This window comes from Staphylococcus sp. 510 (assembly GCF_057219715.1).
Window position 1 is genome coordinate 12,493 of the sequence record NZ_JBXVVK010000012.1, and the last position, 12,598, is coordinate 25,090.

The window sequence follows — 12,598 nt, forward strand, 5'->3', positions numbered from 1 at the left end:
TATGGACAACATCAAAGCGATATTTTTAGATATGGATGGTACGATTTTACATGAAGATAACAGAGCATCAGAATATACAAAAGACGTCATTAATGCTTTAAGAGAGCATGATTATAAAGTGTTTTTAGCAACTGGACGTTCATATTCTGAAATTCATCAACTTGTTCCTGAAGGTTTTTCAGTAGACGGTATTATTAGTTCAAACGGTACTACTGGAGAAGTAAATGATGAAAATATATTTAAGCATAGTATGTCGCTCGAGTCTGTTAAGCGTATAGTGTCATTAGCACAACAGCAAAACATATACTATGAAGTATTTCCATTTGGGGAACAACGACTTGTCTTAAAAGAAGATGAGCAGTGGATAAGAAATATGATTAGCGGTGGAGATACACCACCTAATAATGTAGGGCAAAGCGAATGGGCCTCAAGACAAGAAGCACTCAAAGATAAAATTCAATGGGTAGAAACATTACCAGATAAAGACTATTCGAAAATATATTTATTTGATACAAACTTAGATAAAATCACTAATTTCAGAGATGAATTAAAGCAAAATAAAGTGTCACTTAATATTAGTGTTTCTAACTCTTCACGTTATAATGCTGAAACGATGGCTTATAATACTGATAAAGGAACAGGTATTAAGGAAATGATTGATTACTTTAATATAAAACAAGAAGAGACCCTTGTAATGGGTGATAGTGATAATGATAGAGCTATGTTTGAATTCGGACATTATACAGTGGCAATGAAAAATGCTCGAAGTGAGATTAAAGCATTGACGAATGATGTGACAGAATTTACAAATGAAGAAGATGGTGCGGCTAAATATTTGGAAAAACACTTATTAGATTAAATTAGAATAGTGATTAGATTAATAAAATAAGACGACGTTCAAAGGTTTAAAACCAATGAACGCCGTCTTTTATAATTGTTCTTTATTTGTTATTAGGGTTGTTTTTATCAATTGTATCTTTTGCTGTTTTTTCTAAATCATCTTTTCTTGATGATGCTGTATTTGATAAATCTTCTTTATGTTGAGTAGCTTTATCGTTTAAGTCTTTATTAGAATCTTGAGCATTAGATTGTGTTGAGTCTTTTAAATGACTTGTATGATCATTAGCACTTTTATCAGTTTTATCTTGTAATTGACTAGATTGTGTTGATTTAGCTTTAGCATCTTTATTATTTATAGCTTTATCTTTTTTGTCTTTTTTACCTTTTTTAGAATCAGTTGTTACTTTTTCGCCACGACGTACGAAATATTGAACGATTCCCATTAATAAAGCATAGTAAATAAATAGTGTTACTAAAATAACAATAACTTGTAAAATAACTAATAATACTTGAGCAAATGTTTGAGACATACTACCAGTTGCCATTTGTACAAGAGTCACTAATACACGTGTGATGATAGTAATTAATAAATTGATTAATAAAATACCAATAAAGAATTTTAACCAAGTTTTATGGCCATTTTTAATTGTTTTAAATCCTTCTTTGAAAAGTTTAATTGGTCCTTGTGTTGGGTTTTCTGCGTATGCGGCTGTGTAGTTAATAATTAACACAAAGAAGAACCAATAAAAGATTGAAGTAATGAATCCAACAATTAAAGTTACACCAATTTGGAATGCTAGGTAAGCAGGCATTGGATTATCCATGCCGCTAATAGGTCCTTGGACAGCATTAAATAATGGTGATAGCGCAAGGCCAATCAATTTATTTACTAAAAATAAAATGACTCCCATAATGATAAATAATACTACTGTGATTAATGCGAGTAACACACTTTTACCATAATGACCTTTTTTAAATGAAATAAATAAATCAGTGAACTTAACTTTTTCTTTTCTAATTGCTTTTGAGATAACATTAATCGCACCTGCAATCAATTGATAACCTAAAAAGATAAATAATAATATAACGACTAATGCAAGCCCAATAATCGGTGTAAGTAATGGTCCGACTGGTTGACCGAATTGCATCATCATTTGCAACTGCATGATTTGTTGGCCAATCATAGCCATTGCCACTCTACCGATTAAAAAGATGACGATAAAGCTTACTAATGTAAATAGTATTGCTTTAAGATTCTGAGGTTTAGCATTCTTAAATGCTAAGTTGTAATATTTAAACAAATTTTAAGCACTCCTTTTCGTTAATATAAATACAATATCAAAAATTTGGACTTTTTCAAATTAATATCTAACATAATAGGGGATTAAGTGTTAAAATGTTCTAATGAATTGAAAATGAAAGGAGATATCATCATGAAATTTGCAATTATTACTGACGTGCATGGTAACTTTGATGCATTAGAAACTGTATTGGATGATATTGATAACAGAGAAGATATTGATAAAATTTATAATCTTGGTGACAACATTGGAATTGGTCACGAGACAAATAAAGTATTAGATCATATATTTGATCGTGACGATATGGAAATGATTGCAGGGAATCATGATGAAGCTATTATGTCTGTTGTTAATGGCACTCCTTATCCAGATGATTTAAAAGATAAATTTTATGAACACCATCGATGGATTGCTGGCCATTTAGATGAAGAATATTATGAAGAACTCAATCAATTACCACGTTATATCGAAAAAACAATTTGTGGAAAAAAAGTTTTATTCATTCATTATGAAATCGCTAATGATAAATTGTCATCTTCAATTGATGAACAACCGTTTAGTCCAATCGTTAAAGATGATGAAAATGAAATGACTCAATTATTTGCGGATAAAGATGCTGATTTAATCATATTTGGTCATAACCATCGTTTGCATATGTTTGATGACAAAAATAAAATGTATTTTAACCCAGGTGCTGTCGGATTGAACAATGGTCCACACGCTGTTTATGGTATTGTAACGATTACTGATACAGACATTTCATTAGAAAGAGTTAAATTAGCATACGATAATGAAGAATTTTTAGAAGGATTTGAAGCTAAACAAGTACCTGCAAAAGAACTTATATTTGAAAAATTTATGTAATTAAAAAGTTGCCCTATCAATTGAATGATGGGGCAACTTTTTATTATTAATGATGATGAACGCCAGTACAAAGTGTTGTCTCGTCATGATCATGATTCACTGTTTCTAATTGAATTGTCATGTGTTGAATATTTAAATGTAACAAGTCATGTTCGATATGTTTAAGTAATTGTTCGCAGTCTTTGACAGTTAAAGTGTCTGATACGACAGCATGGCAACTTAATGCATTCATATCATTAGATATCGTCCACACATGATAATCATGCACGCTTTGGATTTCAGAGTTTCTCATTAAAGTTTGTTTAACGATATCTAAATCTACATCGTTCGGTGTACCTTCCATTAATATATTTAAAGAAGATTTGGTAATACCATAGGCACTTTTTAAGATAATAACAGAAACTAAAATACTCGCTATCGGATCAGCAATAGACCAACCCAATGTCCAAATTAATATTGCAGCGACAATTGCACCTATAGAACCAAATAAGTCTCCAAGTACATGTAAGAATGCACCGCGCATATTTAAATTGTGTGATGTATCTCCACCTTTGAACATTAAAAGTGCAATGACAACATTGACAATTAAACCTAAGATACTAATGACAAACATTTCTTTTGACTGAACTTCTGGTGGCGCGAAAAAGCGTTTAATAGCTTCTATAACAATTAGTATACTTATGACAAAGAGTGTAACACCATTGAAAAGTGCTGCTAAGACTTCAAAGCGCTTATACCCATAGGTCTTAGATATTGTTGCATGTTTTTCTGCATAGATAAATGCAATGAGCGCGACTAAAAGTGATAGGGCATCACTGAACATATGGAAGCCGTCAGAAAGTAAGGCTAGACTATTGGCTAAAAAACCGCCAATAATTTCTACTAACATAAATAGGGCTATAATAATAAATGAGATTAATAGGATTTTTTTGTTGTTTGTATGTACATGCCCATGTGCATGATCATGATGATGTGTTGACATATTATTTTTCACCTTCTATAGGGTGGCTCGCATGATGAATAGCTTGTTTCAATAGAGTAGAAACATGTTGGTCATCTAAAGAATAAATCATACTTTGACCTTGACGCTTTGATTTCACAAGTTTTACTGATTTTAAAAGTTTTAGTTGATGGGACACATTAGATTGGGATAACGACAATGAATGAGAAATGTGACCAACACTTGCTTCACCTGACGCTAATAACTCCATAATTCTAATTCGATTAATATCACTTAAAGCTTTAAAAATATCTGTCACACGTTCCAAGGTATGTTGATCAGATAGGTCTATATACTTTTCAGTCATACGAACACCTCTTAATATATGAATATGTATTCATATATTAATATAATCTACATTGCATATCTAGTCAATAGAGTTATGGCGTTTAAATAATGATAAAAAAGGTAACAATAATAATATAAGTTTTTAAGGAGGACGTTTGATATGAGTATTTTGATTATAGGCGCAAATGGCGGCGTGGGTTCTAAATTGGTTGATCAATTAAAAGATGATAATGTTGATTTTACTGCAGGTGTTAGAAAAGATGAACAAGTTAAAGCATTAGAGGATAATGGTATTAAAGCTTTAAATATTGATGTCGAAAAAGATAGTATTGAAGATTTAAAGAATAAGTTTAAAACATTTGATAAAGTCATTTTCTCAGTAGGTTCTGGCGGTAGTACAGGAGCTGATAAAACAATATATGTAGATTTAGATGGTGCAGTAAAAACAATTAAAGCAAGTGAAGAAGCGGATATTAAGCATTATGTAATGGTTTCAACATACGATTCAAGAAGAGAAGCATTTGATCAAAGTGGCGACTTAAAACCATATACTATCGCTAAGCACCATGCGGATGATTATTTAAGACATTCTAATTTAAATTATACTATTGTGCATCCAGGGGGCCTTAAAGATGACCAAGGTACAGGACAAATAAAAGCAGATTTATATTTTGACAGTTATGATTCCATACCACGAGAGGATGTAGCCAGTGTATTAAAACATGTAATAACTTCAGATAAATTTAGCAAACAAGAGTTTCAAATTGTATCTGGTAATGAATCTATTAATGATGCATTAAAATCTTATGAATAATGAAGTAGTAAATACTGCGACATACAAATATATAGGACGAGCAGAATTCTGCTTGGCCTATATATTTTTTATACTTTTTAACCCCAAATAATAATACATACAGTTACTATTCATTTGTATTATAAATTGATATAATGACGAAGATTACCTTAAATATAATAAAATAGTATATTTAAAAGTAATAAATGACGTGAATATCGATTGAAAATAGTCAAAAATCATCTTAACCATAAAAATATGAATTGTGATACAATCACATATAGTGAGTTAAATATATTAATCGTTGATTTAAACATCAATAAGGACATACATAGAATACGAATCGTTGATAAATCATTGGTCAACGATATTTACATAAACATCAAGAGTAATGGAGGTGTAGACATGCCACTGTTTTTGAAACCTATTTTCCATGAGAAAATGTGGGGTGGTAATAAATTAGAAAACTTTGGATACCAACTACCCAATCAACAAATTGGAGAATGTTGGGGTATCTCAGCTCACCCTAATGGTAAAAATATAATTAAGAATGGTCCATACGCAGGTCAAACGTTAGATCAAGTTTGGACAGAACATCGAGAATTATTCGGTGAGTTTCCTAGCAAGGATTTTCCATTGCTCGCTAAAATTGTTGATGCAGAATCCCCGTTATCTATTCATGTTCACCCTGATGATTCTTATGCCTATGAAAATGAGAATGGTCAATACGGAAAATCAGAATGCTGGTACGTGATAGATGCAGAGGAAGGGTCTGAAATTATACTAGGAACAACTGCAGATTCAAAAGAGACATTTAAAAAGCATCTAGACGATGGGTCAGTTGAAGATACATTAAGAAAAGTAAATGTAAGGTCAGGCGAATTTTACTTTGTACCAGCTGGAACAATTCATAGTATCGGTGCAGGTATTGTTGCATATGAAGTTATGCAGTCTTCGGATATTTCTTATCGTGTCTATGATTATCAACGCGATAATCATAATGGGGAGTCAAGAGAACTTAATATTAATAAAGCATTAGATGTCATGGCATTTAATAATGATCTACCTAATATTGTTCCAGAAAAAGAGATTATAGAAAGTCATCAATGTACGCATATCGTTTCTAATGATTTCTTCACTATAGTGAAATGGGAAATTTCAGGAACTTTAAATTATATGAAGCCACGTGAATTTTGTTTAGTGTCTGTAATAGATGGTGAAGGGAAATTAATTACAGACGGTGACATTTTTGATATTCAAAAGGGAAGTCATTTTGTTTTGACTTCAGAGGATTTAGATAATGTATTTGAAGGTGACTTTTCTTTAATAATAAGTTATATCTAATGATTAAATAAAGGATGTTCAAATTATGAAGCAGTTTTTATATATTTCATTGCTATGTGGAGTGATTGCAGGTGCTGGTGTGTTTCTGAATATGCCACATTATCCTTCTTTAATGATACCTAGGTTGGTTGCTATTATAGGCGTTCTTAGCGCAGCTATCACGTTTCGAGATAAAGATACAAGTGCCATGCTATCATTAGGTGGTATTATGATTAATTTATTGCCACTGCTTGGTTCTTTCGTACCTTCTCATTAAATTTGAAAAAATGTCTTTATTAAAATAATAACTAAATATAAGTTATATATAGACTAATGCGGATTTTAGCATTAGTCTATTTTTAATTATTTAAGTCCTGAATGATTGCTTTTTAATAAAATATTTGAAAAATAGTTGTAGTAGCATTGGTGTGTTAGATATAATAAGGTAATTACAATAACTTATTTTACATATAATAAGGTGAGGAGATTCGTGATGACAGAAGAAATCAATTACTTTTGGTTAAATTGTGGTTATAATAGATGGAATCATAATGAACCTTTAGTAGGTCAAACGACATTATTTGAATCAGGTGCACAATTTAATCCTACTCAAGGATTTAGAGCATTTAAAAAAGCAAAAGCCGGTGACCAAGTCATCTTTTATCAAGTACAAACTGATACAGGTTTGTTAGGTTTTGGAGAAATACTAAGTGTTCAAGCAGGTGCTCAAAATAAAATCAGAGTTGAATTTAAATTTAATGAAACGTTAAATCCTTTAACTACAGATTATTTAAAGCGTAGTGAAGTACTAGATTTTAGAATGAGTAATATGAAAGAAACACTATTTAATCAAATTAGAAAAGAAGAATTTGATCTTATCGTTCAACTTGGTAAAGGTGAAACCAAAATTCCGCGTTATTTCTTCCTGTCAGAAACAGAAGATTTTGAACCCGGTAAGCACTACACAATATTTACACATACTTACAATGGTATTAAGCGAAATGGCTATCACTTCTATACACAATTAGAAGTTGGAGATAATGTAATTATTTACAATAAATATCAAAACCAATCTGTAATTGGTGTTGGTGAAGTGACTAGACATATTCATGAAAAACCACCAATTCCTGGCAGAACCAATAGTACAGCTATTGAAATTATGTTTGGTAAACATATAACACCAATATCACTTGGTCATTTGAACAAGCATCCGAAGCTTAAAAACTTATATTTCTTACAAGAAAACGCTAAGCAAGCAATAGCGAGTATGTCGCAAGTTCAATATGATGCTATTTTAGAAATGAGCGATAATAATGGAATTAAAAATCCATTTGAAACAGTTGAGAAATCAAATTTATTAGAAGAGCAACACCAAGAAACAACAATTAAGCCTTTTATTCTACTAGTTGTAGATAAAAAAGAAGAAGGTTTAAAAGCTGCAAATGATTTGTTACAAAAAACAAATGCCAATCCAATCATTACATCTGGACATCCAGATTTTAGTGAAGATATGTTATATGGTAAATATCTTCCTAACGAAAGTGGTGCGTTATACTATCGAGAAGGCTTTATCACTCAAAATATGCCTAAGAAAGATAAAAGCTATCTTGTAATCGACAACTTTAATAGAATCGATCCTGATATATTCCAAGCTTATATCAACGTGCTTGAAGGATATGAAGTGACATTACCAAGATATAACAAAGAAGGTAATATGATTAAGTGGTCAAAAGAAAAAGACTCATTTTATCATTTTAATCCTAACTGGCACATCATTGGTGTCACTTATGACTCATTAGAAGAAATTCAGCAAAAATATTCTCAACAATTTTTAAAATATACTAGAATTGTAAAAGTTAACCAAGACTAACTCTAAGTTGATTTTATGAAGTAATCATTTAGTATCCTATGACTTAATAGGTAAATTATGATTGTATTCATAAAATCGACTTATTTTTTTTTAACAAAAAGTGGATAATTTGTTTATAAAAAGGTGAATAGGAAAAATACATAATGAGTTAAAAAGGAGTGAGTTTAATATGGCAATCATTTATTATGATGGTAATTGTGTTTATTGCTATAACTATGCGATATGGTTAATTCAAAAAGGGTTATCACATAAATATGAATTTGCGACATTAAAAGGTGAGTATGGCCAACGCTTGTTTAATCAACATCCGGAAGCGAAGAATAGAAATAGCGTAATAGTAGTAGATGGAGACCATATTGAATATGAATCTACAGCGATTGCTTCACTCATTACGTCATTACCTAATCAGTATAAATTATTAGGTTTATTATTATATGCCATACCTAAATCCATTAGGAATTTGGGTTATCAATTATTTGCTAATAATAGAGATAAAATGTGGCGCACACATTGGCATCAACCTAATGTTTATGAGAAATCATTCTTTTTAGATGATAATGCACATGTCAAATTGGTTGATTCTCAATTATAATACTTAATTGAGAATACTTGGACTAAATATTATTAATGAAATCATTGATGAACAATTATATCTTTAAATGCTGAGATTTATTTGTGAATATCACATGAACTTATTTATAATCATTATAAATAAACGTATCATTTTACTTTACAGATTATAATAATTCTAATATAATAAGAGTATAAACAAAGCGTTAAAGGTAGTAAAAGGAGCGAATATTAATATGACAAATCATAATGATGTAGTAAAAGAGTTAAACCAACAAGTTGCTAACTGGACAGTAGCTTATACTAAATTGCATAATTTCCATTGGTATGTAAAAGGACCTAATTTCTTCTCATTACATGTAAAATTTGAAGAATTATACAATGAAGCTGCACAATATGTAGATGATTTAGCAGAACGTATTCTAGCAGTTGGTGGTAATCCTGTTGGAACTATGAAAGAGAGTTTAGATATGTCAATTGTTGAAGAAGCTGGCAAAGGTTACGCTGCTGAACAAATGGTTGAAGAATTATCTAAAGATTTCACAAACATTTCTAAACAATTAGAAAATGCTATTAAAGTAGCAGGTGAAGCTGGCGACGATGTATCTGAAGATATGTTTATCGGCATGCAAACGTCAGTAGATAAACATAATTGGATGTTACAATCTTATTTAGGTAAATAGGATGACTATAAAATCAAGCTAAGAGGCACTTTGTTTAACAAAGTGCCTCTTAGCTTTTCATGTAAAATATTTTAATAGCAACTTAATAATTTATAATTATTATGATAAATTTTATTAAAATAACCAAGCACATCTAAATCAACGTGCTTGGCTTTTATATTATTCAGCTATTTCTAATGCAATTTCCATCATTTGTGTAAATGATGTTTGACGTTCTTCTGCAGTTGTTGCTTCATCTCGTAAGATATGGTCGCTTACTGTGAAAACACCTAATGCTTTTTTACCAGCATGGATAGCATTTAAATATAATCCGGCTGATTCCATTTCAATACCTAATATACCCATTTTCTTCCATGCATCATTAAACGTTTCATCTGCATTATAAAAAGTATCTGATGATAAAACGTTACCGACATGAGATACCGCACCGATGTCATCTGCAGCTTGTTTCGCTTTTGTAACTAAATCAAAATCAGCGATAGGTGCAAAATGGCCAGGAATTTGATATTGATCTACATAATTTGAGTTAGTAGATGCAGCTTGTGCGATGATGACATCATATAAATTTACATGTTCTTGTAATGCTCCACATGAACCTACACGAATAATTGTATCTACATCAAAGAAATGATAAAGCTCATATGAATAAATACCTATACTAGGAATGCCCATACCAGAACCCATAACAGAAATTTCTTTACCTTTATACGTTCCAGTATATCCAAACATATTACGAACTTCATTGAATTGTTCAACATTTTCTAAGAAATTATCGGCGATGTATTTTGCACGTAGCGGATCACCTGGCATTAATACTGTTTTAGCGATTTTAACTCCATTTGGTTGAATATGAGGTGTACCATTTGTCATTTGTTATCTTCTCCTTAAATACATGATTATGTTTAAGATAACATTTGTTTAAATTTATTGCTAATTTTTGTACTATATAGATGAAGGGTATGTTTAACGAATGCATTTGTTCACCAAATGAGATGGACGAAAATTGCATTGTAAAAAAGTGAGGAGGACCTTTTAATGAATTATGCAAAATATATAGATCACACACAGTTAAAGCCTGAATCAACACGTGAACAAATCGATAAAATAATCAGTGAAGCCAAGGAATATGGTTTTAAATCGGTTTGTGTTAATCCAACACATGTGGAATATTCAGCAGAACAATTAAAAGGGACAGACGTCTTAGTATGTACTGTCATCGGTTTTCCACTTGGAGCATCCACTAAAGAAGTAAAAGCATTTGAAACGAAAAATGCGATAGAAAACGGTGCTGCAGAAATTGATATGGTAATTAATATTGGTGCTTTAAAGGATAAGCGCTTTAACGATGTCAAAGAGGATATAGAGAGTGTAGTAACTGCAGCAAATGGTAAGACGGTTAAAGTCATCATTGAAACAGTTTTATTATCAAATGAAGAAAAAGTAAAAGCTTGTGAGCTTGCAAAAGAAGCTGGTGCACACTTTGTTAAAACATCAACAGGATTTGCTGGTGGTGGTGCTACAGCTGAAGACGTTAAGTTGATGAAAGACACAGTAGGAGATGCTTTAGAAGTAAAAGCTTCAGGCGGTGTACGTAATTTAGAAGATTTTAATCAAATGTTAGAAGCTGGTGCTACACGTATTGGTGCAAGTGCAGGAGTTCAAATTATTCAAGGGTTAGAATCGGATTCAAGTTATTAATTCATCTCATTAAAGTAAAGAAAAATAAATCAAGAAACAAACATCTAAAAAGGGGCTGTTTTTATGAGAATGATAGATATTATTGAAAAGAAACGTGATGGGAAATCATTAAGCAAGGAAGAAATCGAATTCTTCATTGAAGGTTATACCAACGGAGAAATACCAGATTATCAAGCTTCAAGCTTAGCTATGGCAATCTTTTTTCAAGATATGAATGAAGAAGAACGTGCTCACTTAACAATGGCAATGGTTAATTCCGGAGAAGTTATCGATTTATCTGATATCGAAGGGATTAAAGTTGATAAACACTCTACAGGCGGTGTTGGGGATACAACAACATTAGTACTAGCGCCTTTAGTGGCTTCAGTTGGCGTACCAGTAGCTAAAATGAGTGGTCGTGGTTTAGGCCATACCGGTGGCACAATTGATAAATTAGAGTCTGCTAATGGTTTTCATGTTGAATTAACTGAAGATGAATTTATTAAGTTAGTCAACGAGAATCAGGTCGCAGTTATGGGACAATCAGGTAACCTTACACCAGCAGATAAAAAGTTATATGCACTAAGAGATGTTACAGGAACTGTCAATTCCATTCCGTTAATAGCATCTTCAATAATGAGTAAGAAAATTGCAGCCGGAGCTGACGCGATTGTATTAGATGTCAAAACTGGTAGTGGCGCATTTATGAAGACACTAGAAGATGCTGAAGCCTTAGCGCATGCGATGGTAAGTATTGGTAATAGTGTTGGTAGAAATACAATGGCGATTATATCTGATATGAGCCAACCTTTAGGTAACGCGATTGGTAATGGCTTAGAGCTAAAAGAAGCAATTGAAACACTGCAAGGACATGGTCCAGAGGACTTAACTGAATTGGTACTTACATTAGGTTCGCAAATGGTTGTGCTTGCCGAGAAAGCAGATAATTTAAAAGATGCACGTGAACTATTGGAAGCATCGATTCAATCTGGTAAAGCTTTAGATAAAATGAAAACTTTTATTAGAAATCAAGGCGGTGATGTAAGCGTAATAGAACATCCTGACAGTCTTGAAAATGCGAAATATAAAATAGACTATACTGCAAAAAAAGATGGTTTTATATCAGAAATGGTAGCTAATGAAATTGGTGTTGCATCAATGATGTTAGGTGCAGGTAGACAAACTAAAGAAGACGACATCGATTTAAGTGTGGGTATCGTTTTAAACAAAAAAGTCGGTGACAAAGTAAATGCTGGTGAGTCTATCCTAACCATCCATAGTAATCAAGAAAATGTGAATGATATATTTGATAAATTAAATGAAAGTATTAAAATTGATAGTAAAAGTTACACACCAACATTAATACACAAAATAATTACCGAGTAGGAG

At 31.7% G+C, this 12,598-nt stretch carries 14 protein-coding genes; 10 read left to right on the forward strand and 4 right to left on the reverse strand.

Translation table 11 applies throughout. The annotated features are described in order from the left end of the window. Position 1: 1 nt before the first annotated feature. On the forward strand, positions 2–859 hold the full coding sequence (locus AC2D8K_RS09730) for an HAD family hydrolase (protein ID WP_002451699.1): 858 nt from the start codon (positions 2–4) through the stop codon (positions 857–859). Positions 860–941: 82 nt separating this feature from the next. Here the strand turns inward: AC2D8K_RS09730 and AC2D8K_RS09735 are convergent, their stop codons facing one another. Further along, positions 942–2,141, reverse strand: a complete 1,200-nt coding sequence (locus tag AC2D8K_RS09735) for a hypothetical protein (RefSeq protein WP_002451698.1) — start codon at positions 2,139–2,141, stop codon at positions 942–944. 132 nt (positions 2,142–2,273) lie between these two features. Between AC2D8K_RS09735 and AC2D8K_RS09740 the strand changes: the two genes are divergently transcribed. Further along, positions 2,274–3,005: a metallophosphoesterase family protein gene (locus tag AC2D8K_RS09740; RefSeq protein WP_002451697.1), complete on the forward strand. Its 732-nt coding sequence runs from the start codon at positions 2,274–2,276 to the stop codon at positions 3,003–3,005. A gap of 46 nt (positions 3,006–3,051) precedes the next feature. Here the strand turns inward: AC2D8K_RS09740 and czrB are convergent, their stop codons facing one another. Both czrB and AC2D8K_RS09750 read right to left on the reverse strand, forming a co-directional pair. Continuing rightward, positions 3,052–3,987 carry a CDF family zinc efflux transporter CzrB gene (gene czrB / locus AC2D8K_RS09745; protein ID WP_002451696.1) on the reverse strand — a complete coding sequence of 312 codons (936 nt, stop codon included), beginning with the start codon at positions 3,985–3,987 and terminating at the stop codon, positions 3,052–3,054. A 1-nt stretch (position 3,988) separates the two neighbouring features. Then, complete coding sequence (locus AC2D8K_RS09750; RefSeq protein WP_002451695.1) at positions 3,989–4,312, reverse strand: ArsR/SmtB family transcription factor; 324 nt, start codon at positions 4,310–4,312, stop codon at positions 3,989–3,991. 141 nt (positions 4,313–4,453) lie between these two features. Between AC2D8K_RS09750 and AC2D8K_RS09755 the strand changes: the two genes are divergently transcribed. From AC2D8K_RS09755 to AC2D8K_RS09780, 6 genes are all read left to right on the forward strand, one after another. After that, the gene (locus AC2D8K_RS09755; protein WP_484698568.1) at positions 4,454–5,107 is read left to right on the forward strand and encodes an SDR family oxidoreductase; all 654 of its coding nucleotides are present in this window, start codon (positions 4,454–4,456) and stop codon (positions 5,105–5,107) included. 384 nt (positions 5,108–5,491) lie between these two features. Further along, the gene (locus AC2D8K_RS09760; protein ID WP_124227734.1) at positions 5,492–6,430 is read left to right on the forward strand and encodes a type I phosphomannose isomerase catalytic subunit; all 939 of its coding nucleotides are present in this window, start codon (positions 5,492–5,494) and stop codon (positions 6,428–6,430) included. 25 nt (positions 6,431–6,455) lie between these two features. Continuing rightward, complete coding sequence (locus tag AC2D8K_RS09765; RefSeq protein WP_002451692.1) at positions 6,456–6,686, forward strand: hypothetical protein; 231 nt, start codon at positions 6,456–6,458, stop codon at positions 6,684–6,686. Between the two features lie 216 nt (positions 6,687–6,902). Beyond that, the gene (locus AC2D8K_RS09770; protein ID WP_002451691.1) at positions 6,903–8,279 is read left to right on the forward strand and encodes an EVE domain-containing protein; all 1,377 of its coding nucleotides are present in this window, start codon (positions 6,903–6,905) and stop codon (positions 8,277–8,279) included. Between the two features lie 169 nt (positions 8,280–8,448). Continuing rightward, entirely contained in the window at positions 8,449–8,871 is a 423-nt protein-coding gene (locus AC2D8K_RS09775; RefSeq protein WP_002451690.1) for a thiol-disulfide oxidoreductase DCC family protein, read from the forward strand. Between the two features lie 214 nt (positions 8,872–9,085). Then, entirely contained in the window at positions 9,086–9,532 is a 447-nt protein-coding gene (locus AC2D8K_RS09780) for a Dps family protein (protein ID WP_002451689.1), read from the forward strand. A 159-nt stretch (positions 9,533–9,691) separates the two neighbouring features. On the opposite strand, the gene deoD is transcribed toward AC2D8K_RS09780, so the two are convergent. Then, on the reverse strand, positions 9,692–10,402 hold the full coding sequence (gene deoD / locus AC2D8K_RS09785) for a purine-nucleoside phosphorylase (RefSeq protein ID WP_002451688.1): 711 nt from the start codon (positions 10,400–10,402) through the stop codon (positions 9,692–9,694). Between the two features lie 165 nt (positions 10,403–10,567). On the opposite strand from deoD, the gene deoC reads away from it, so the two are divergent. Further along, positions 10,568–11,230, forward strand: coding sequence for a deoxyribose-phosphate aldolase (deoC, locus tag AC2D8K_RS09790; protein WP_002451687.1), 663 nt, complete (start codon positions 10,568–10,570; stop codon positions 11,228–11,230). Positions 11,231–11,293: 63 nt separating this feature from the next. Continuing rightward, a complete protein-coding gene (locus AC2D8K_RS09795) occupies positions 11,294–12,595 on the forward strand; it encodes a pyrimidine-nucleoside phosphorylase (RefSeq protein WP_002451686.1) in 1,302 nt (433 codons plus the stop codon). Positions 12,596–12,598 lie beyond the last annotated feature (3 nt).